This window comes from Nostoc punctiforme PCC 73102, from assembly GCF_000020025.1.
In the GTDB taxonomy this organism is placed as follows: Bacteria; Cyanobacteriota; Cyanobacteriia; order Cyanobacteriales; family Nostocaceae; genus Nostoc; species Nostoc punctiforme.
In genome coordinates, this window is sequence record NC_010628.1 from 563,809 (window position 1) to 585,713 (window position 21,905).

At 40.7% G+C, this 21,905-nt stretch carries 23 protein-coding genes; 8 read left to right on the forward strand and 15 right to left on the reverse strand.

Going from position 1 to position 21,905, the window contains the following annotated elements; genetic code table 11:
* Positions 1 to 41: 41 nt before the first annotated feature.
* Both NPUN_RS02365 and NPUN_RS02370 read right to left on the reverse strand, forming a co-directional pair.
* Entirely contained in the window at positions 42 to 761 is a 720-nt protein-coding gene (locus NPUN_RS02365; RefSeq protein ID WP_012407266.1) for a rhomboid family intramembrane serine protease, read from the reverse strand.
* A gap of 93 nt (positions 762 to 854) precedes the next feature.
* Positions 855 to 1,643 carry an SDR family oxidoreductase gene (locus tag NPUN_RS02370; protein WP_012407267.1) on the reverse strand — a complete coding sequence of 263 codons (789 nt, stop codon included), beginning with the start codon at positions 1,641 to 1,643 and terminating at the stop codon, positions 855 to 857.
* 152 nt (positions 1,644 to 1,795) lie between these two features.
* Between NPUN_RS02370 and NPUN_RS02375 the strand changes: the two genes are divergently transcribed.
* Positions 1,796 to 2,416, forward strand: a complete 621-nt coding sequence (locus NPUN_RS02375) for a tetratricopeptide repeat protein (RefSeq protein WP_012407268.1) — start codon at positions 1,796 to 1,798, stop codon at positions 2,414 to 2,416.
* Between the two features lie 13 nt (positions 2,417 to 2,429).
* Here the strand turns inward: NPUN_RS02375 and NPUN_RS02380 are convergent, their stop codons facing one another.
* From NPUN_RS02380 to uvrB, 4 genes are all read right to left on the reverse strand, one after another.
* On the reverse strand, positions 2,430 to 3,032 hold the full coding sequence (locus NPUN_RS02380; RefSeq protein WP_012407269.1) for a Uma2 family endonuclease: 603 nt from the start codon (positions 3,030 to 3,032) through the stop codon (positions 2,430 to 2,432).
* A gap of 141 nt (positions 3,033 to 3,173) precedes the next feature.
* Positions 3,174 to 3,500, reverse strand: coding sequence for a DUF1330 domain-containing protein (locus NPUN_RS02385; protein WP_012407270.1), 327 nt, complete (start codon positions 3,498 to 3,500; stop codon positions 3,174 to 3,176).
* A 327-nt stretch (positions 3,501 to 3,827) separates the two neighbouring features.
* A complete protein-coding gene (locus NPUN_RS02390; protein WP_012407271.1) occupies positions 3,828 to 4,388 on the reverse strand; it encodes a Uma2 family endonuclease in 561 nt (186 codons plus the stop codon).
* 10 nt (positions 4,389 to 4,398) lie between these two features.
* Complete coding sequence (uvrB, locus tag NPUN_RS02395; RefSeq protein WP_041565141.1) at positions 4,399 to 6,396, reverse strand: excinuclease ABC subunit UvrB; 1,998 nt, start codon at positions 6,394 to 6,396, stop codon at positions 4,399 to 4,401.
* 253 nt (positions 6,397 to 6,649) lie between these two features.
* On the opposite strand from uvrB, the gene NPUN_RS02400 reads away from it, so the two are divergent.
* The 5 genes from NPUN_RS02400 (at position 6,650) to NPUN_RS02420 (ending at position 9,909) form a co-directional block, all read left to right on the forward strand.
* Positions 6,650 to 7,108 (forward strand): hypothetical protein, encoded by a 459-nt coding sequence (locus tag NPUN_RS02400; RefSeq protein ID WP_012407273.1) that lies wholly within the window; start codon positions 6,650 to 6,652, stop codon positions 7,106 to 7,108.
* Positions 7,109 to 7,458: 350 nt separating this feature from the next.
* Positions 7,459 to 7,641 (forward strand): CsbD family protein, encoded by a 183-nt coding sequence (locus NPUN_RS02405; protein ID WP_012407274.1) that lies wholly within the window; start codon positions 7,459 to 7,461, stop codon positions 7,639 to 7,641.
* Positions 7,642 to 7,948: 307 nt separating this feature from the next.
* Positions 7,949 to 8,389, forward strand: a complete 441-nt coding sequence (locus NPUN_RS02410) for a hypothetical protein (RefSeq protein WP_012407275.1) — start codon at positions 7,949 to 7,951, stop codon at positions 8,387 to 8,389.
* Positions 8,390 to 8,494: 105 nt separating this feature from the next.
* On the forward strand, positions 8,495 to 9,016 hold the full coding sequence (locus NPUN_RS02415) for a hypothetical protein (RefSeq protein ID WP_012407276.1): 522 nt from the start codon (positions 8,495 to 8,497) through the stop codon (positions 9,014 to 9,016).
* 254 nt (positions 9,017 to 9,270) lie between these two features.
* Complete coding sequence (locus NPUN_RS02420) at positions 9,271 to 9,909, forward strand: histidine phosphatase family protein (RefSeq protein WP_012407277.1); 639 nt, start codon at positions 9,271 to 9,273, stop codon at positions 9,907 to 9,909.
* A gap of 44 nt (positions 9,910 to 9,953) precedes the next feature.
* On the opposite strand, the gene NPUN_RS02425 is transcribed toward NPUN_RS02420, so the two are convergent.
* The 8 genes from NPUN_RS02425 to NPUN_RS02455 form a co-directional block, all read right to left on the reverse strand.
* Positions 9,954 to 10,391: a hypothetical protein gene (locus NPUN_RS02425; protein WP_012407278.1), complete on the reverse strand. Its 438-nt coding sequence runs from the start codon at positions 10,389 to 10,391 to the stop codon at positions 9,954 to 9,956.
* Between the two features lie 48 nt (positions 10,392 to 10,439).
* Positions 10,440 to 11,666: an ISL3 family transposase gene (locus tag NPUN_RS02430; protein WP_012407279.1), complete on the reverse strand. Its 1,227-nt coding sequence runs from the start codon at positions 11,664 to 11,666 to the stop codon at positions 10,440 to 10,442.
* A gap of 170 nt (positions 11,667 to 11,836) precedes the next feature.
* Positions 11,837 to 12,256, reverse strand: coding sequence for a type II toxin-antitoxin system VapC family toxin (locus NPUN_RS02435; RefSeq protein ID WP_012407280.1), 420 nt, complete (start codon positions 12,254 to 12,256; stop codon positions 11,837 to 11,839).
* Positions 12,253 to 12,543, reverse strand: a complete 291-nt coding sequence (locus tag NPUN_RS02440; protein WP_012407281.1) for a hypothetical protein — start codon at positions 12,541 to 12,543, stop codon at positions 12,253 to 12,255. The genes NPUN_RS02435 and NPUN_RS02440 overlap by 4 nt, the downstream gene beginning before the upstream one ends.
* A 47-nt stretch (positions 12,544 to 12,590) precedes the next feature.
* Positions 12,591 to 12,752, reverse strand: coding sequence for a hypothetical protein (locus NPUN_RS41495; protein WP_167315538.1), 162 nt, complete (start codon positions 12,750 to 12,752; stop codon positions 12,591 to 12,593).
* Positions 12,753 to 13,119: 367 nt separating this feature from the next.
* Positions 13,120 to 13,365, reverse strand: coding sequence for a hypothetical protein (locus NPUN_RS02445; RefSeq protein WP_041565142.1), 246 nt, complete (start codon positions 13,363 to 13,365; stop codon positions 13,120 to 13,122).
* Positions 13,338 to 14,234, reverse strand: coding sequence for a transposase (locus NPUN_RS02450; RefSeq protein WP_234710955.1), 897 nt, complete (start codon positions 14,232 to 14,234; stop codon positions 13,338 to 13,340). Before NPUN_RS02450 ends, NPUN_RS02445 begins: the two co-directional genes overlap by 28 nt.
* Before the next feature lie 29 nt (positions 14,235 to 14,263).
* Positions 14,264 to 17,815 carry a tetratricopeptide repeat protein gene (locus NPUN_RS02455; protein WP_012407282.1) on the reverse strand — a complete coding sequence of 1,184 codons (3,552 nt, stop codon included), beginning with the start codon at positions 17,813 to 17,815 and terminating at the stop codon, positions 14,264 to 14,266.
* Between the two features lie 300 nt (positions 17,816 to 18,115).
* Here NPUN_RS02455 and NPUN_RS02460 point away from each other — a divergent pair, with 300 nt between their 5' ends.
* Positions 18,116 to 19,243 (forward strand): succinylglutamate desuccinylase/aspartoacylase family protein, encoded by a 1,128-nt coding sequence (locus tag NPUN_RS02460; protein ID WP_041565857.1) that lies wholly within the window; start codon positions 18,116 to 18,118, stop codon positions 19,241 to 19,243.
* A gap of 177 nt (positions 19,244 to 19,420) precedes the next feature.
* On the opposite strand, the gene NPUN_RS02465 is transcribed toward NPUN_RS02460, so the two are convergent.
* The gene (locus NPUN_RS02465) at positions 19,421 to 20,503 is read right to left on the reverse strand and encodes an ATP-dependent 6-phosphofructokinase (protein ID WP_041565143.1); all 1,083 of its coding nucleotides are present in this window, start codon (positions 20,501 to 20,503) and stop codon (positions 19,421 to 19,423) included.
* Between the two features lie 280 nt (positions 20,504 to 20,783).
* Here NPUN_RS02465 and era point away from each other — a divergent pair, with 280 nt between their 5' ends.
* Entirely contained in the window at positions 20,784 to 21,758 is a 975-nt protein-coding gene (era, locus tag NPUN_RS02470; protein WP_041565144.1) for a GTPase Era, read from the forward strand.
* Positions 21,759 to 21,905: the final 147 nt, after the last annotated feature.

Genomic DNA, 21,905 nt, shown 5'->3' on the forward strand with positions numbered 1-21,905 from the left:
AATTAAATCAATCAGACTGATTGATAGTTCCAATAACAAAATCACTTATACCAAGATTCTTCCTGTGATTTATCGTTAAACAAACCTAACAGAGGGCCGAGAATTGCCCCAAAGATAAACCCACCGGCATGGGCCCAGTAAGCAATACCGCCGCTTTCCATACCGATGTTGGTACGTGTTTCGAGACTAGCAAGCCCGTAGAAAGCTTGTTCGAGAAACCAGAATCCCAAAAAGAAATATGCCGGGACACGGAAAGTTGGGAAGAAAATTCCTAAAGGCACTATGCCGAGAACTTCGGCGTTGGGAAAGCGGAGAATATATGCTCCTAGAATGCCTGCGATCGCACCACTCGCACCCAAAGATGGAATGCTAGAATCTTGAGCGAAGAACCACTGTGTTAATGCTGCCAAAACACCGCAAGATAAATAAAACAGTAAATATTTGGCATGACCTAATTTATCTTCAACGTTGTTACCAAAAATCCAGAGGAACAGCATATTACCTGCTAAGTGCAAGAAACCACCATGCAAGAATTGCGAGGTAATCAAAGTTGCCCATTCTGGTACTGGTTGATGTATGGAGATACCACCAAAGCTTAGGGTGAGTTCTCGTGGAACTACAGCCGCAAGGTGTAAAAATCCATTTAATGCTTGTGGGGGAAGACTTGCTTCATAAAGAAAAGCGAGGACGTTGGCAGCAATCAACCCATAAGTTACATAAGGCGTGATTTTTGTGGGATTATTATCGCTAATTGGAACCACGAGCGTTTTTTCCTGATTTTAAGACAGCAATTCTACAATACGGAATTTTGTAAGTAGTTTCTTCTACCTCGTGGATGGATCTGGCTTTGAGACTTAAAAACCGAAAGCCAAAAAACCACCATCGACAGTGATACATTGTCCAGTGATGAAAGATGCCGCAGGCATACAAAGAAATGCTACTAAACCCGCTACTTCTTCTGGTTGACCAACTCTTCCCATAGGTGTTTGGGACAGAACTAATTTGAGAAAATCTTGGTTATCGAGTACAGACTCGGTTAGAGGAGTGCGAATAGCCCAAGGTGCTACGGTATTTACCCTAATTTGATCGCAAGCCCATTCAACTGATAGCGATCGCGTCAATTGATTTATAGCCGCTTTAGTCATACCATAAGGAGCGCCTGTACGGTTTGAGACTAAACCCGCCACAGAACTTATATTCACAATGCTGCTATTTTCCCTATTTTGCAGTAGAGGGTAAAACAGACGGCACATCTCAAAAATTGATATCTGGTTCGTCTGGATGATGAACTGATATTCAGCAGCCGTGTAGTCTAGTACTTTTTTGCTGATATTGGTTCCCACATTATTAACCAGGATGTCTAATTTATCCCAGGTTTTGCCAACCTGCTCAAAAATGGCTTGTCGCCCCTCAGCAGTTGCAACATCTGCCGTAATTCCATAAGCAGGTAATCCTAATTCTCGCCAGATAATTAGTTGTTGGTCAACATCTTGAGAATTCCGTGCCACAATTATGACTTCTGCACCTAGAGATAAGAACTCATTGGCAACAGCTAGTCCAATGCCTTTGGTAGCACCTGTAATCAGTGCTTTCTTTCCTCTCAGTGTCCAGCGTAGACTTAGCCCACCGTAGGCATCACTCATTTGTAATTTTGCGGATTTTTTATTTTCAAGGTATCAATTTAAGAGTTTATCTTGTAAGTGCCCAATGCGATCGCTTTTTATAGTAATGTAAGCGATCGCAATCCCTAAACCATTTACTGCATCTGATTCCAATTAAATAGCCGATCGAACCCATGTTTTTTTCAAATTCTCAGGAAAATCAACTCCAGCGCTGGAACGAAACCATTCGCAATCAGCCAGAAAATCCTAACGCTTACATTCGTCGGGGTATGGTTAACTTTCAATTGGCGAAAATTGATGAATCTATTAAAGATTTTGATATAGCAGAGGAACTGGATAGCCGTATTAAACCCTACCTCTGGCAACGTGGGTTATCCTATTATTATGCAGAAAGATTTGCTGAGGGTACTGAACAATTTGAAATAGATTTGACTGTGAATGCTCAAGATGTAGAAGAAACAGTATGGCGATATCTCTGCATAGCTCGTTCGTTAGGTGTTGAAGAGGTACGTAAATCTTTACTAACTGTGAAAAATGACCCTCGACGCATTATGCAGCGCGTATATGATTTGTATGCGGGAGATTGTACACCAGATGATGTTTTAACTGTTGGTCAATCAGAAGGGATAAAGGGAAATTTTTACAGTCATCTTTACTTGGGATTATATTATGAAGTCGAGAATAATATTGGTTTAGCTCAGGAATATATAGTTAAAGCTGCTGATAATTACAAGATCGATGATTATATGTGGTATTTAGCACAGGTACATAAAATACTGCGAGGATGGATATAGTAAAGTGTTGATCTTAATTTTCAGTGGCTTCGCTTTCAAACTGCACTTGTCTGTACAAATCGATTATTGCTATTTCTACATCCACCGATTCTAGCCGCAATATTTCATCCAAATTATACTCCGACAGCACCCATTTACCCTGTTCGTTGCGCCGAAACACTTCTACACCCGGTTGAGCTATTTGTACTAAGACATATTCTTGCAAGGTTGGAGATTGGCGATATTTAGCAAACTTCTTCCCCCTATCGGCTGCTTCTGTTGAAGGTGATAGCACTTCGATAATTAAGCAGGGAAATTGTACTAATTGTGGATCGCGATCGCGTTCATCGCAAGTCACCACCACATCTGGATAAAAATACTTTTGCCCCGGTTCTAACTGCACTTTCACATCTACAATGTATACTTCACAGGTGCGTAGGCGTAGCCCGTCGTAGACATCGGCTAGGGCATCATCTAGAAGCTTAAAGAAATTTGCAGAAATCCGATTATGGTTGCGTGTAGCACCACTCATCATCACAACTTCGCCATCCCAATACTCGTAACGTTCCTCTTGGGTGGATTCCCAAACCAGATATTCCTCTGCACTCATCAAAATGCGATCGGGTAAAGCAACCATCGGCGCGATCTCTTAATGATTCAGTTTATTTAGGATAGCGTAGCCAGATAAAGGTATGAGTATCTAAAAGGCGATCCAAAGTAAACATAATGGATATTTATCTAGATGCATATTTTGGATCAAATCGGACAATCGACGATATTAACCTTTTGGTAAATACGGTATGGTTCCGGCAGCATCGGTGTCGTCGATTATATGGAACCTGCTGATACTACCAGCCTGGCGAGCTTGACGATATTTTGCATAGGCTGGATCGTTAACAAACGCTTGCACTGCTTCCGCAGAAGGAAATTCCAACAAAGCAAGCAATGTTGTTCCTAATTCCTCGCCTTCAATAGTCGTAATATTGCCACTGCGGGAAAGGTATTTCCCTCCATGATTATGTACGATATCGTGGACATTTGTTGCGTAGTCCGAAATCCAGGCATCATCGGTAACTTTAACGTCTGCAATTAAATATACAGCCATGATGGTTCTCCTTTAGTTAGTTAGATAACTATATTTGCTGAGTATTCAAGAAAAGAACTCTAGCAACAAAAGTATTTAGAGTATGCGAGCGCTTTTACTTCTCGATCATACTTGAGACTGGAATCAGCTATTTTAATTTAGGCTAATATTTGGTCAGCATGAGATTCACGTTAACGTCCTAGCATTTTAATCCCGCAGATGCTTTCTGGCGATGTCTACGACGGACTACGCCTACGCACACTGTGTCAGAATCGCTATTGTAGGCGATGATGCTGGTTAAAAGTAGTATATGCTTTTCAGATGTGTAGCAAATTAAGCGATCGCTTCCTAGATTTTTCGCAACAATTCCCGAATAGCGATCGCACAATCAGGAAAAGCTAAAGGTGAAATTGTCACATCCTCTGCAAGTATGCTCTCACTGTGATATCCGTCTGGACTTGGGAGACGATACATATACAACTTGCGTCCATTCACATCTAAAATCCAGTACTCAATAATACCTGACTTGGAGTATGCAATCGCTTTTACTTCTCGATCGTATTTGAGACTGGAATCAGCTATTTCAATCAGTAAAAATACTTCGGAAGCATTGGGATGGCGATCCTCATAATCTAATGGATTCAGGTTCACCACTGAAATATCTGGTTCTGGTTCTGAGTAATCATCAAGTTGGACTGGTGACTGGATTCTTAATAAAACTTTGTCCCCTAATCGTTGACGTAATAACCTTTCTGTGCGGGTAATTGCTGATTCGTGAGCAGTTCCTTTTGCTGACATTCTGATGATTTGTCCCGCGATTAATTCTAAGCGTTCTTCAGGATGAAAAATCCCCATTTCCGCCATTTTGTGATATTCTTGAACACTAATTAGGCGAATATTGGTGAGCATAAGATTCACGTTAACGTCCTAGCATTTTATCCCGCAGATGTTTAATGCGATCGCGCAATTTACCCGCCTCTTCAAATTCCAGTTTTTTCGCCGCCTCTTTCATCTGCGCTTCTAACAGAGTAATCAACCCTGGAATCTGTTCTAATGGCAGTTCATCTATATGTTCATCTACAACTTTCAAGTCAGTTGCATTTAACCGCCGAGATACATCTAAAAAAGCCAAAATCGCATTACTTGATTTTTTGACAATTGGTTGTGGTGTAATCCCATGCAGTCGATTATGTGCTGTTTGAATACCACGCCGTCTATCTGTTTCATCAATAGCTTTAATCATGCTACCTGTCATATTATCGGCATACAAAATCGCTTGTCCTTGGACGTGACGCGCGGCTCTACCAATAGTTTGAATTAAGGAACGTTCGGTTCGCAGGAAACCTTCTTTATCTGCATCCATAATTGCTACTAAGGAAACTTCGGGTAAATCCAAGCCTTCCCGCAGCAAGTTCACACCTACTAATACATCAAATTTCCCTTCGCGCAAGTTCTGCAAAATCTCAATGCGCTCAATAGAAGTAATCTCGGAATGTAAATACCGTACCCTTATACTGCGGTCTTGTAAATATTCGGTTAAATCTTCCGCCATCCGTTTGGTTAATGTGGTAATTAACACTCGTTCATGGCGGTCAGCTCTATCTTTAATTTCGCCTAACAAATCATCAATTTGTCCTTCTGTAGGACGCACAGAAATTTCTGGATCAACCACCCCAGTTGGCCGAATTACTTGCTCAATTACATGGTCTTCAGAAACTTCTATTTCCCAAGTTCCGGGAGTTGCGGAAACAAAAATACACTGATTAACCTTTTGCCAAAATTCTTCAGCTTTCAAAGGACGGTTATCAGCAGCGCTAGGAAGCCGAAATCCATGTTCAATTAAAACTTTTTTTCTCGCTTGATCGCCGTTATACATACCTCGAATTTGGGGTACGGTAACGTGAGATTCATCGATAATTAATAGCCAATCTTTAGGAAAATAATCAATTAAACATTCGGGTGGATCTCCAGCTTGCCTTCCTGCTAAATGACGAGAATAGTTTTCAACGCCGTTGCAGTAACCTACTTCGCGTAGCATTTCTAGGTCATAGCGTGTACGTTGATCTATGCGTTGCGCTTCTAATAGTTTCCCAGCTTGTTCTAAGTCTAGTTTTTGCTGTTTTAATTCTGCGGCGATGTCATGACAAGCTACTTCTAACCGTTCTTCTGGGGTGACAAAGTGACGTGCCGGGTAGATATTCACTGCTTCCAAGCTCTTGAGAATTTCACCTGTCACCGGGTCAATGTAGCGAATCGCGTCTATTTCATCGCCAAAAAATTCGACGCGAATAATTCGGTCTTCATAAGCTGGGCCAATTTCTAAGACATCACCACGGACACGAAATTTTCCCCGGCCCATTTCTATGTCGTTGCGGCTATATTGAACATTTGCCAAATCCCGTAAAATTTGGCGCTGATTTACTTCCATACCTATCTGGAGAGGGATGGCAGCTTTGAGATATTCTGCTGGCATTCCTAAACCGTAGATGCAGCTAATGGAAGCAACGACAATGACATCACGACGTTCAAACAGCGATCGCGTCGCTGAATGCCGCAACATATCTATTTCATCATTAATTGCTGCCGTTTTTTCAATATAAGTATCCGTAACGGGAATATACGCTTCTGGCTGATAGTAATCGTAGTAGCTGACAAAATACTCCACTGCGTTGTTGGGGAAGAAATCCCGCAACTCGTTACAAAGCTGTGCAGCCAAGGTTTTGTTATGCGCCAGAACTAAGGTAGGCTTACCAATTTTCTCAATAACTGCTGCTACCGAAAATGTCTTGCCAGTTCCAGTGGCTCCTAGTAAAGTTTGGTAACGATTGCCTGACTGGATACTAGCAGTAAGTTGTGCGATCGCTTGTGGTTGATCGCCTGTGGGACTAAAGGGAGCTTGAAGACAAAATTCTGTCATACAGTTTTGCTGAAAATACCCTATCTCATGGTGACGATTTCGCCCTGTATCCATTGTAGCTGGCTTATTATACTAAATAAATGGTAATAAGTTTTTACAAAACTTATTAATTAAAGTTTACTTATCTATCAGTTTTAAAGATTCTTATATCTATGTGAGGTTTTTTAAGGTTAAACTCTAAGATATATGGGAAAAAATTTCATCTTTCCTTAATTATTGTAAAATTCAATTAACAAACCAGAGGTCTTCGTTTATGGCTATTAGCAGCACTGGCAAAGCAATCAGTTCTCGGCAAAACAATGCCAAGTCTTCAGGGGAAACTACAGAGGAAGTTGAAAACCAACAAGACCAGAGCTTGAATGCTGATAAAATCGAGGAAAAACTGCCAGTGGGGGCTTCTGGAACACTTGCTATTTCTGGAATTCGTCCCATAGGCCCTAGTGACTTAGAAGTTGCTGAAAAACTTTCAATTGCTGGGGTGCGTCCCGTTAGCACCAGTACCTTGGAAGTAGTTGAAACCTATGACTCAATGGGTATTCGTCCAATTGGTGCTAATACATTCCAAGTTGTTGAAAGCATCAACCTCTCTGGGATTCGTCCAATTGCCTCAAGTGCATTAATAATTTCTGAAAGCTATTCCACATTTGGGAACCGTCCAATAGCATCAAATGAGATTGACAATTCTGAAAGCCTGATGGGTTTTCTAGATTAGACAACAAATATCCCCATAACTTTATTGACCCAGTTCTGTATAAGAACTGGGTTTTTTTAGCTACGAAATCAAAAGTAGATATTATAATATTTGCAATTTGTCTATGCCTTTTAGCATAGAGAACTAAGCTTTTCTTGCTTTATTTGGTATTCAACTAACAGCCATAACGCTTGCTACAACTAATTTCTTGCATTTTTAATTTTAAATTTTAAATTTTTAATTGTTTAATATACCTTGTGGTGGAAGGCTTTAGTAAAAACTTTAAGTTAGTCTGTAAAGGTAATAACAAAGCATTTCAAAGCTGACATTACAGGCTTGAAATAAATTTTTGATTAAATCAGGAGTTCAAAATGAGCATAGAAGATCGCGCAAAAGCAGCAGCTAAAAATGTTGAAGGTAAAGCCCAAGAAGCATTAGGAAATGTTACTGGCGACCCAGAAGATAAAGCCAAAGGTAAAGCAAAGCAAGCTGAAAGCGAAGTACGTCATGGAATTGAAGACGTAAAAGATAACGTCAAGAAAAACATTGGCTAATAATTCATAATAATTTTGCAAAAACTCTAGGGATATAAATGGGGTGGATTCCATTTTTGCAAAACAGTATGGATTGTTGGCTATTCAACGCTATAACCCTTTATTCTTTTCTTAGCAACCATTGAAAGATAAAGGACTAGCTTAATTAGCAAAAATCTTGTAGAGACGTAATTAGCCACGTCTCTACATTAAAAAAATCATAAACTTAAAGGAATAACCTCTATAATTTTAAACTTTATAAATTCAATCAATTAGTTTAATACAACCTATTTTATCTGTTGTTTAAAGTTTTTTCAGGAGGGAAAGGATGATTCTGTTTCAGCAAAGTCGCAAAATATTGGCGACTTTCTTCTTAATCGGAGTACTGTTGATAACTACCGCCTGTGGTGGTGCTACTGTATCACAAGTTGACCGCACAACAACTCCGTCAGCCATTGGCCGAGATGTAACTTATGCAGAGTTAGAGCGAGGCAATACCCCAGGCGGGCAAACCTTTGGTACCTGGGTTGTGCAAACATCTCAAGGATTGGTTCAGGATGCTTATGTTCGTGATAACAACAAACTTGGTGTTGTTGTTTCTTCTAAAGTTCGTCCTAACGAAGTGCGACCATTAGCAAAATCCTTAGTTCAAGGTTTTCATAAGAATTTCCCCAATCAAGACTTAAAGGTTTTGGTTTATGCACCTGATAAAAAACTGATTTTGACTACTGAATATGACACTCAGACTAATCAAGTTAAGTATAGCTAATTGCTGTGTTTGCAATGAAAACTTGAAGAAAGTTTGAGTAATTGGGATTATGGCTTGGAAATACAGCCATTAAAAGAATTTGACGAAAGAAGGGAGATAAGTAAAGTGGCAAGTAGCGAACAGTATAAACGTCAAATCATGAAAGATTTGGCTCAGGGTGATGTTGAATCTTTAGATGATACTACAGCCGAATCAACGGCGGAATATCAAAATTTTGATGATTTTGCTCAACGGACAACACCAGATCAGCGTCGGCAATTATTTGGTCGATCTTTACATCCAGATCGGATTCCAACCAGCCAAATGGAGCCAGAATTACAAAATGCGATCGCACAAATTAAACCCAATGAACGGGATGATGTAGCAAGAGCCTTTTTCAAACACTTGAAAGAAAGAAAACTAGACGAGAAGCATCTAGAGCAACAGTTGGGGCTTTCTACACACCACGCCAGCCGCATGACTGCTGATGATGTTAGCAAACTCGCGTCCTTCGCCTATCATAACCATCCCGACATTTTCCGCGAAGTGCTGGCAGAGCAACCAGGGATTATCAAGTTTCTCAGTAATCCTGTAGTAGCTGGCATTCTCGGAATTGCGGCCGCTAAGTGGTTGGGTGGTCGCAAGTAACTTCTGAATTTTAAGTTTGGAGGATGAGTAAGAGATTAGGTGGGTTATTACCCACCTTTATTTTTTGCTTATTAAAATGAGCCAGATAAGCGATCGCTAAATGGCAATATCTACCACGAGCCTAGTTGCTGTAACTTTGCCCTCAAAATCATTCCAAATATCAAAAAACTGTAGTAATATGCTACAGGCATTAACTATCTTCAGCTACATCTGATTGTTAGCGCTCTTAAATTTACAATCAATGAGAATATACCGTGAGCCTAACTCTTTATTTCCTCCGTCACGGACAGACAGAATGCAGCCGCAATAATTCCTTTTGCGGTTCCATAGACTCAGAACTTACTCCTGAAGGGTTGGATATGGCAAAGGCTTTTGCTGACGCATATACTTCTAAGGATTGGACAGCAATATTTTGTAGTCCTATGCGGCGAACTGTATTGACAGCAAAACCCTTATGTGAAGCAATAAATATAGAACCACAACTCAGAGATGGTTTAAAGGAAATCAACTATGGTAAGTGGGAAGGAAAAACACCAGAAGTAATTAGTCGTGAATATCATGATGATTATATTCGCTGGTCAGCAGATCCGGCTTGGAATGCTCCGACTGGTGGAGAAATGGCTGTTACAATTGCTTCTCGCGCTTTGCAGGTAATTGAAGAAATCAAGCAAAATTACACTAGTGGCAATGTTCTAGTTGTTTCTCACAAGGCAACCATCAGAATTCTTCTGTGTAGTTTTTTGGGGATTGATGTGGGACGCTTCCGGTTTCGTTTGGGATGCCCTGTGGCTTCGGTGAGTATTGTAGAATTTTCTTCACATGGACCGTTGGTAAAGGTTTTGGCAGAACGTAGTCATTTGGATGAACGATTGCGTAATTTAGCGGGAACGTGAGGGGAGACGCGATTAATCGCGTCTGTACAATATTATTTTTACCCTTACTCTGGCTTGCTATCTGGCTCAGTGTATTTGCAGAAAACATTTATCCCAATTTTTAGAATATATAATACGACAATTGTGGCGATCGCACCATCAATCGGAATGCCATGCACTGCTGCAACAGCAACCAGGGAGCCAATGATACTGTTGAGCAGAGAAGAACTACCAGGATTCTTGGTGTATTCTTTGATTGTGCCCCTTAAACCATCATCACCACAGATTTCCGCGCGGATTTCGTCAAGGGTCAGCTGCAAAAGAGATTTTTTGCCCCTACTATAATCTGTTTTGCCGACTTTCTCTTGCCAGAGTGTATCAAAACTTGCTTCTAGGTTGCCGTTATGCTGTTGCAGGGTAGTAAGTGCATGTTGTGCTGGGGTGTCATTTGGCAGAAGTTGCTGAAGTTCTTGGATTTCGACAGAGGTTAATTGAGCATTCATATATATTTGACTTAATTATTTAGGCTCTCACAGACTAGATATGTAAAATTAACAAAAGAAATACCAATTTAGTAAAACCCTTCTTCTAAAACTATTAAAGTTAGTTAAGCCATAAGCTCTGCATTTAATTAGCTTAATCTTCTGATTAATTCCTTCTACAATACCTTGAGTAGTTCGGCGATCAAAATAAGCAAGAATTTCATCTATCCATCTACTTATAGTTCGGCAACTTTTGGGAAATAATTTATAAGCTCCTTGAGTCCATTCCAGGAATTTATCTAAAGCTTCATCACTGGTTATGGGACTTTCAAATATATCTCTAATGGCTTCTTTATTTCGATACATTTCTCCTAAGTCTGGAGCAACTTTTTTGAGTAAATCTATCTGAGCTTGTTCCTGAAAACTGAGGCATTCTTTTTTCTTTAACAAAGGGTATTTACTGTGAGTTAAGCCAGTTAATTTCTTTTCTCTTTCTTGGCGATTTTTAATTTTTAAGGCTGCTCTTTTTTCCTGTTTTCTTCTTGCGTCTAACTCCTGATTTATTTGTTTCATGACATGGAATCTATCTGCTACTACTTGAGCATTCGGTAGCATTTCTTGGATTAAACTTTTATAGGGTATCCATAAGTCTATGCTGACTTCTTCTATTTGATTTAATATCTCTGAACCCAGACTGGATAGGTATTCTGCTATAACCGCTTTATTTCTCTTCTCTAACAATGCTATCGGTCTTCTTGTTTCTAAGTCTACTAATACTGCTGCATAATTCTTTCCTCCTTTTAATTGCGTGATTTCATCTATTCCTAACTTTTTTATCTGGTTAGGTTTTTCTTTTAGTAGTTCTGATTCTAATTCTTTTAATATTGTTTCTATCTCAGATGAACTCATTCTATTTCTTCGGGCTGCATTCTCTACATCAGTTTCTAACACTTCCTTAATTACTTTGTTCGCTAATCTTTTTGTATAGGTTCTTCTACTTTTTACAAAAGATAGTTTCTCACTAAATACTTTTTGGCATTCTGTACACTTTAATTGCCGACGATTTACTTTTAAAAATACTTGATAGTCACTCATGGGTATATCTCTGACTATATACCAATGATTTTGATGAGTTTTATTAGTTGTCTTTCCACACCGAGGACACTGACCAACTTTTGATTGATTTTGGATTTCAATTACGATTTCATCATCAGTGATAAAATCGTAATTCAATACTTTGATATCTTCAATATTAATAACTTTAGTAATAAAATGAAGTAAGGGATTAGAAGGCATATTTATTAAAATATTAATTCTATTTTCAATATTTCTTGTGTTTTATATTCTCAATTGCTTCTGTATTTCCTTCTCTGCACAGGCTGTTGCCACCGATTACTGCTATTCTATTGAGATATATTGAATTTATTTATACTATTTTAACATAACTACTCTGGAAGAGCCATTATTTATAGAGTATTTGTTAGTTCCTGAATCAACTCTTCAGGTGTGATAATTCTAGGAGTAGCAACTGGAAAATCTCTAGGGTTGCGAGTAATAATAGCATCCAAGTGATTGAGTACCGCAGCGCTGTATTGAATAGCGTCTTCAAAATCTCTAAAATTAGCAGTTAATGCAATGTTGATTGTGGTACTGTCTACTGTTGCGACTTGACAGAAGGTTACAATTCTATTTAAAAGCGATAGAGCAGATGCTCGACCTTTATCTTTTCGAATGATGTAGTAGAGGTCACTAAAAGTAGAAGCAGAAAGATAACCTTCTATTTGTTTTTGATAAATAAATGAGAATACTTGTATAGTATTGCTGTAAAAGGAATGGCGTTCAAGAGCAAAATCCAAAATTATATTAGTGTCTAATAAGACTCTCACAGATTATGTTTCTCCCTCAAATATTCCCATTTGGCTTGGTCAGGGTCAAAATCTGAAGGAGTCGGCTCTGTACTTTTCAACCATTCTTTTAAAATAGGTATAGAGCATTCCACTATTCTTTTTTGCTTTTCAGGCTGGGACTGAATTTGATTTTCTCTAGAACTTTCCAAGGATGGAACTGGTTGCAAAATAATCACTTCTACCGTCCCTGGAGCAATATTTAGAGGTTCGTGAATAATTAAATTACCGGATTCATCAATTGTGGCGTTGAGCTTATAGGCTTGCATATTGGTTTTCCTCATCTATATATAATTAAATAATATTTCAGGCAATTTTACAGATTATGTTTCTCCTTCAAAGCTTCCCATCTGGCTTGGTCTGGGTCAAAATCAGAAGGCGTGGGTTGTGTTTTTTCAAACCAGCCTTGCAAAGCTTTGATTTTTGTTTGTCTCTTCGGCTTTTCTGGCTGTGACTCAAAGGATGGAACTGGCTGCAAAATAGTACCTGAATCAACGATCGCAGTTAGCAGTTATAAGTGAATGTCTTATCGTCACCAACATTACAACATTAAGTCTTAACGCTATAACTTTAAGGCTTAACCTTATAACATTAAGGCTTAACGCTACAACATTAAGGCTTAACGCTATAACCTTAAGGCTTAACCTTACAACATTAATCACCAGCATTATAAGATTAAGGCTTAAGGTTACGACATTAAGCCTTAACATTACAACTTTTTGACAAAAGCTTATGCGATCGCTCTTTAGGGTAGTGTAATCTGTGCGATCGCTTGCAATACTTAACCAAAACTTATTTCAGGTGCTGCCAGAACCCCGACTTGTTGAAGAAGTCGGGGTTCTGAATCAACCTAGCTCATCCCGCGCTGTCCAAATTACCTCGCGCACCTCTCCCGCACACTCTTCACCCGTCGCCTCACGCCAAATAAATTGAAACTGACTTTCGCCTAACTGCTGGAGCATACGGGCTAAATCATTAATACGATAATCAATCCAATCTTCATTAGAGTTGTCGGGAAATAAAAGATAAGTGAGGCAATGCTGGTCTTGTAATTGGGATTCTCTTAAGCAGCCATCAAGTAGAAGTTCCATAATCCTGCTGCGGTCAGCATCAAATGGTCATCAAAGTTTTCAATCCGATTACGATAAATGACACTGGCGGCGTTGTAGCGCTTCACACCAGCAAAGGCATTTTCGCAAACTACACGGGATTGACTCAATTGACGATTCTCCGTTTTTTGAAGGTCACTTAACTTGCCCCCTTTGGGCTTTTTGTGAGGAAGATGGAGATTGTCATACTGCTTCTGTAATCCCTGAAAGCCCGAGTCTACTTCAATCGGAATTTCATCAGGCACACTACCTGCAATGTCATCTTCGTCATGAAAACGTTTGTCATGCAGTTTGCCTTCTCGTGCTTTGCTTAAGATCAAGACCCGTTTGGTTTCATCAACTGCCGCCAAGTGTTTACGCGTATGACGTTTCTTTTTACCGGAGTAATTCTGTTGTTGTTGTTCTCTTTCTTGAGGTCGCGCAATTGGGCGTTCTGTCCCATCAATCATCACTCGTTGCACTCCTGGAAAGCGTGACAAAAATGCTTCAATGCTTTCGAGATGGCGTTCCGGCAGCGCCATCTTCTGTCCCAAAGCCGCTTCTAATATTGGCTGCAATCGATGCATCCACTCATGTGCCTGGGAGCGATGCATATCAAAGAGCAGTCCCGCCACATCAAAGGTCGGATAACATTTGAAATAGAAAAGGATGAAAAACAATTTGTCTTGGGCTGTAAGTAAGCGGGCTTTGCGTCCTCCACCCAGGCCACGTTGACGAGGCTTGGCCTGTTGAGTATCTAGGTACATCGTGGTAAACGTGGGCAAAAGGGCATCAAATGCTTTCCGGTTCAACCCAGTTAATGCCCTCAACAGTCGGTCTTGCTTCAGCGCACCTTCAATATTCAGCATCATTCTTCCCTACCACTGCTGTCTATTCTCTCTTATTTCCCGACAAGTCTATTATGCTCTAAGTCAATGGCTAAAACACGAATGTAAATTTGCAAAGCCTCAGCGTAATTTTCTTGAGCTTCTAAAACCCTTCCCCACTTACCCAATGTTGCTGAAGCCAAATACCAATCGCGGAATTGCTCATAAATTTCCCAGGTTTTTTGATAATAATCAACAGCCACATCAAACAGCCGTTGCTCTTCGGCTACCCTGCCCAGTTGGTGATAGTCACTAGCAGCACTGTACAAATCCCCGGCATCTTCATATATCTTCAGCGCCTTGTTGTAGTAATCAACAGCCACATCAAACTGCCGTTGCTCTTGGGCTACCCTGCCCAGTTGGTGATATTCTTTAGCAGCACTGTACAAATCCCCGGCATCTTCAAATATCTTCAGCGCCTTGTTGTAGTAATCAACAGCCACATCAAACTGCCGTTGCTCTTGGGCAATATTGCCCAGTTCGTGATATTCTTTAGCAGCACTGTACAAATCCTCGGCATCTTCAAATATCTTCAGCGCCTTGTTGTAGTAATCAACAGCCACATCAAACTGCCGTTGCTCTTGGGCTACTATGCCCAGGTTGTGATATTCTTTAGCAGCACTGTACAAATCCCCGGTATCTTCTTTTATCTTCAGCGCCTTGTTGTAGTAATCAACAGCCACATCAAACTGCCGTTGCTCTTGGGCTACCCTGCCCAGTTGGTGATAGTCACTAGCAGCACTGTACAAATCCCCGGCATCTTCATATATCTTCAGCGCCTTGTTGTAGTAATCAACAGCCACATCAAACTGCCGTTGCTCTTGGGCTACTATGCCCAGGTTGTGATAAAAAACAGCAATTTTGTCATTCACTGAAAAGTCATTTATAGCTATCAATTCATCTAAAATTTCTTGATAAACTTTTCTCGCTTCTTCCAAAGAAGCACTTTGCAGTGCTTCGTTAGCTTCATATCCTCGCAGATACATCCAGAAATCCAAAGCATCTTTACCTTTTACTTTTGCATCTGCCAAGTGAATGCCAATTTGGTTGAGCGCCCGTTGTTGCAGGGCTTTAAATTCAGGTTTGCGCCCTAAACGCTGATACACTTCTCCCAAAGCTTGTAGAATCGATTGTGCCTCAGCCCATTCCTTTTGATGTTCGGCAAGGCGTAAGTTTTGCAACAGATTTGGTTCTTCAACTCGCAGCACAAAAGTTGCCAGTTCTGCATTGCTGATGAGTTGCTCACGGTAATAATTAGCAAACCCTGCGTATAAAATCAGCAACTTTTTTTCGAGTTCGTTAATCACCTCCTGGGAAGTAATTGTGTTTAACTGCTGACGCAAATACCAAGGTAGTGCTGGGTGAATTTTGTAGATAGTCTCACCCAAATATTCCAAAACACCTGCGGCTGCGGCTTCATTAAAAATTCTCATCCAATCTGGTTTTTGCAAGTTCTCCCCAAACACCGCTTGATAAGCTTGTCCAAATCCATTATCAGGACTTTCTGAAAAACTATACAGCCAACCTGCATCAACCCGTTCTGAAAACAGTGCCAAAAATGGTAGATGCTGACGTGTTCGTTCCGACAACTTAGCAAAAGAATAATCCAACGACACAGTAAGAGATTTTTCTCTCCCTTCTTCCTCTTGTCCCCTAAAAGTATCCAACCCCCGCCGCAGTGCCTCAATTAACTGCACAGGTGTCTGTGTCTTCAAATGCGGTAACACCACCCGCAAAGACAACGGATGTCCCCCCAACAATTTCAACAATTCCAAATACTCTGCTGGTAGGTTTTTTCTCTCCACGCCCACCGTTTGCAAAATCTTCGCGGCTAACTCTTGGGCATCCGCTTCAGACAACCCCCGCAAGTTGATTAAACTATACCCACAATCTAACCAAGGTTCTTCGCGGCGACTGGTAATTAATACCCAAGCTTTACCAACCCGCAATTCTTTAAGAAACCGCTTCAGCTTGTTTCTCTCTTCCCCACTCAATAATGGTTCATTCCCCGTGGGGAAACCGTTGACAGGTTCAAAGTTATCCCAAATCAACAAGCAAGGATTAGTTTGCAGATATTGCTGCACCACATCCTCTTGCTTATCTGGCATCATTTGGGAAAATCTCTCACCTCCTAACGCCCTACCAATTTGGTTAATTACCTGACTCAACCCCGCGCCCTGTTCAAAGGAGGTGAAGAACATACCGCTTGTACGTCCTTGGGTATCATCTAACCACCGGGCGAAACCTGCGACTAACTCAGTCTTCCCAACGCCGCCCATTCCCTGCACTAACACAACATGATTTTGCCGAAATGCTCTCTCTAAACGCAAAATCTCATAATCTCGCCCAATAAAACCATAAGCACTTTCATCAGGTAAACCTACAGCTTTACTATTTTCTGGGGTGTTGTCTGTTTGCGCCATCAAATCGGCAAAACTGGGTGCTGTCTTTTTAGGAACAAAAGGCGTATAGGGTTCCTGCTGATACAACACCGGCACAAGCCAATCTTGTAAAGGTAAATTTCCTTTGGGACTGGGACGCATTTTGTCAATAGACATGGACTTCCGCCCTGCTGCAACTGCTGTGGCGATACACTCTCCCCTGACTAATTCCCCATACAACCGCCCAATAAAGTGTTCTGCACCTTTGGCGTAAACTGAATACGCCATCGCTACTACACCCTTAGCCCCCAATTTCACCAACTGTCCCGCCACAGAAGAAAAAGCTTCTTCGCCTACTTGTCCAGACTGGCAAGCATTCAGCACAAAAATTGGCACGCGACAATCCGTTAAATATTGGGCAATTTCTCTAGCGCTGACAGCTTGCTCATTTCCCTGTTCATCCTCAAAAACTAAAACTCCCTGAGTCTCGCTGTCAAAATTCCCATGTCCATCAAAATGGACGATATGATAAAAACCCTTATGCGCTTGCAGTTCCGCTTCAAATGCTTTCAAGCTAGGGGGACGCAATACCTTAAGATTGACTCGCTGACGTATCGGTTGCAGCGCCGCCAGCAGGGGACGGGCAATGGTTTTAAACCCAACGTCTTGCCGATCGTAAGGACGGGCAATAACTAGTAAAATATTCAGTTGGTCATCGGGCATTGCTGGCAATGGTGCTTTTACGCCCTGACTGCTGAGACTGCGATACATTCCCGCCAGTGAAGGTGCAAGAAATTGATAATCGGGGGAATATAGCAACTCCCAAGGCAAATTCAGCACGTTGGCGTTATCAGAAATGATACCCAGTTCACACTTATCTAGCCCTTCCCGTATCGCTTCCTGAAAAAACTCTCTTCCTTTCTCTGTACTGCGAAATACTAGCTCAAATAAATGTTGTCCCCAGTGCTGTAATTTTTGTTCAATTTTTACAGCGTTATCTGGAAAAATACCGTAAGGAAACTTTAGATAATCTTCTAAATACCAGCGCAACTCAGCCGCGTTTTCTTTATCGAAGGGTTGCTGGAAGGCGACTTCTGACGCAAAGCGAGGATTTTCATATCCGCGTTGCCAAGAAAGTTGGATTTTGTCGTTTTGATGCGTAATCCGCAACCAATTCTGCGCCATACCTACCGCCAACACTAGTTTAGATGCTACTTTATCTTAGTCATTCACGCAGAGGTTAGCTGATTACGCAAATGAAATCAGTTAATTTGCGTCAAATCGTGGCGAATTGAGGGTTTAAATTTAAACGCATAGGCGCTTCTTTACGAGACGCTACGCGAACGCCTTCCCGCAGGGTAGGGGCGCAAAGGTAAGCGCAGAGGAACGCAGAGAATTAGCTACGAATTAATGAAATTTTGTACTAAGCTTTTAATTCAGTACAGATACAGCGATAATTTACTCAAATCATCACCGAGTTATTTCATGCTGCCAGTTATTCAAAGCATTGTATTACGTCAAATGGCTTCGGGCGATCGCCTTTACTTACAACTATACAAATTCATCGGCGCTAAACCCGGTAAAAAAGTTTACATCCAAGCTAATCTGCACGGTGCTGAAATTGCTGGTAATGCCGTTATTCACCAGTTAATTGAGTTTTTATTAACAATAAATGATACAGATTTAACTGGAGAGATTTGGTTAGTTCCCGTTTGTAATCCGATGGGGACGAATGAACGCGCTCATCATTTTTCCCCTGGACGATATTGCATTTACGAAGCCAAAGATTGGAATCGGATATTTTGGGACTATGAGAAAGAAGCTGATGATTTAGTAGCTTTTACTAAATCTCAACTTCATATCGATCTAGAGGTCGTTCGACAAAATTATCTAACTATAATTAAGCAACAATTTGCGAAAGTTTTAGAAAAAATTAATTCTTCTAATGGTGTTCCTTACACTGAGATTTTTGCCTACAAGCTACAAAACCTGAGTTTAGATGCAGACTACTTAATTGATTTACATAGTTCTACCAATCAAGCTTTAGACTACGTTTATTACTTCCGAAATCGAGAAGACAGTGCCAAATACTTTCTACTCGATTTCGGAATCTTACTTAATAAATATGATGGTGACGCTTTTGATGAAGCTTTTATCAAACCTTGGTTAGCACTGGAAGCTTGTTTTAAAGAGTTTGGTAGAGAAATCAAGTTTGATGTGGAAGCTTGGACACTGGAATTAGGCTCAGGTATGCAAATGAATTCTGATTCAGTCGCTAAAGGTATACAGGGTGTGAAAAACTATTTAGCTCAAAAAGGTGTACTGCAAATTCCTGATTTATCAGATGATATAAAAACCCATGAAATGACTTTTGCATCTAGCAGTAACCGGGAAAAATATTATGCGATCGCAGGTGGCATGATTCAATCGAGAATAGCATTAGGTAGCAAAGTCAAAACTGGAGAAAAGCTGTATCAAATTCTCAGTTTTAATAAAGAAGGTCAACTACCTACTGTCATTGATGTCTGCGCTCAACATGATGGATTAGTTTATGATGTCGCAACTAATCAGGCTGTGAATGAAGGCGAGTTTGTATTGGGGATTATTAGTTAGGACATGGGGCATTGGGCATAGATATTCATGTAATTTTCATCACATACTAAACATGAAAATTTCTTTCCCTAAATCATCACAAAGACGCGATAAATCGCCGTCTCTACAAAAAGACTAATTATTATTGTAGAGACGGCGATTCATCGCGTCTCTTGCCTTAACCGAAGAGTATTGAGTTTAGTCTCCTAAATAAATACCCATACCATGAGCGGTTTTAACTAAAGTACCATTGGGATCGACGGCGCTATATTGAGCGATCGCTTCTGTAATTGGTACACTTAATACTTGGCGATTTTGCCAAGTCACCATGCGATCATATTTATCCTCGGCAATTAGATTAACCGCCGCTACGCCAAAGGCTGTTGCAACTAATCTATCCAGTGGTGAAGCAGTTCCACCTCGTTGAATGTGTCCTAAAACAGTAACTCGCGTTTCTACACCGATGTGTTCAATAATTTTATCTGCTAAATACTCACCAATTCCACCGTATCGAGATTGACCTAAGCGATTTGTAATCGTCACATTTTCTCCATCGTGGGTACGAACCGCTTCAGAAACAATTATCAAACAATAGTTTTTGCCTTTCTCTTGGCGTTCTTTAATTTTGTGGCAAATATGCTCAACTGTGTAAGGAATTTCGGGAATTAAAATTACATTTGCTCCCCCCGCAATTCCCGCAGCTATTGCTATGTGTCCAGCATCACGCCCCATCACTTCTAAAATCATGACTCGGCTATGACTTGCAGCAGTAAAATGCAACCTATCTAATGCTTCTGTGGCAATATTGACTGCTGTATCAAACCCGATGGCATGTTCAGTAACACCAATATCGTTATCAATGGTTTTGGGAATACCTACTAGATTAATGCCACCTTGTTGGGCGAGACGGCGAAGAATTGCCAAACTACCATCACCGCCAATACCAATCAAAGCGTCTAAACCTAGCTCATGATAACCTGCAATAATTTCTTCAGAGCGATCGCATAAACTCCCATCCGTCATTGGAAAAGCAAAGGGGTCGCCTTTATTGGTTGTCCCCAACATTGTGCCACCCGCAGTTAATAACGAGTCAACTTGATCGATTTCCAGTTTTGTGAATTGTGGGGGACGTGCCATTAATCCTAGAGTCGCTTGACGAATTCCCAAAACTTCCCAGCCGTAAGTATCCACTGCACAATTTACTACAGCCCTAATCACAGCATTTAAGCCAGAACAATCACCTCCACTGGTAAGAATTCCAATGCGTTTGGGTTCTCCCATATTTTTTATTGACATTTTGATCCAGATATATTGAGTAGTCGATGAAACTTAAGCCAAAATTAGCAACAGATTAAACCTAAGTTAATGCTCCTTAGTAATGCCAAAGTAATTTTATGTTTGTTTTGTATCTAAAAACAAAACAAAGTTATCTTAGCTGTAAAATATAGGTGTAGAGCCAGTAGTAGATTAAACCTCGGCAAAAGCAATCCCTAAAAATGCCAGGGGAATTTTATGCTTGTTTTGTGTCTAAGAAAAAACCAAGTTATCCCAGCTGTAAAATATGAGGGTGGAGCCAAAGGTGACTAGTATTGATAATTACAACTTCTCTTTTTCAGGAGAAGTAACAATCCCACAGGCTCCTCCTGATTTTAAATCAGGTTTTATCGGCATTGTTGGTCGCCCAAATGTCGGTAAATCTACTTTGATGAATCAATTAGTAGGACAAAAAATAGCCATTACATCACCAATAGCGCAAACTACACGTAACCGTTTGCGCGGTATATTAACTACGCCAGAGGCGCAGTTAATTTTTGTAGATACGCCAGGAATTCATAAGCCCCATCATCAATTGGGGGAAGTGTTGGTGCAAAATGCCAAAATTGCCATTGAATCGGTAGATGTAGTCCTATTTGTGGTAGATGGAGCAGTAGCTTGTGGTTCGGGCGATCGCTATATTGCCGAATTGCTCAGTCGCAGCAAAACCCCGGTGATTCTGGGCGTGAACAAAACCGACCAACAACCGTCTGATTCTCAGTTTCTAGATGATAGTTACGCTCAGATGGCCCAGTCACATGAATGGGAAATTGTGAAATTTTCTGCCAAGACGAGTGCAGGATTACCGCAACTTCAAGAATTATTAATTGAACATTTAGAAATTGGGCCGTTATACTACCCGCCAGATTTGATAACAGACCAGCCAGAACGCTTTATTATGGGTGAATTAATCAGAGAACAAATTTTATTATTGACTCGTGAAGAAGTACCCCATTCAGTAGCGATCGCCATTGACTTAGTAGAAGAAACTCCCAGCATTACTCGTGTACTTGCTACCATCAACGTTGAGCGCGATTCCCAAAAAGGCATACTCATTGGCAAAGGCGGAGCGATGCTCAAAGCAATTGGTAGTGAAGCCCGCGAACAAATCCAAAAGTTAATCGCTGGCAAAGTTTACCTCGAATTGTTTGTCAAAGTCCAACCAAAATGGCGACAGTCGCGCATTAGTTTAGCAGAGTTAGGCTATCGCGTGGAAGAATAAATTAGTCATTGGTCATTAGTCATTGGTCACTTATACTGAGTTTCGACTGCGCGGAAATCGAGCGAAGTCGAGATTCAACTACCGCGTAGTCGTAAAGTCTGCGGCATAGCTAGGCTTAGGACGCAGCCTTTCCAAGAGTTGTATTGG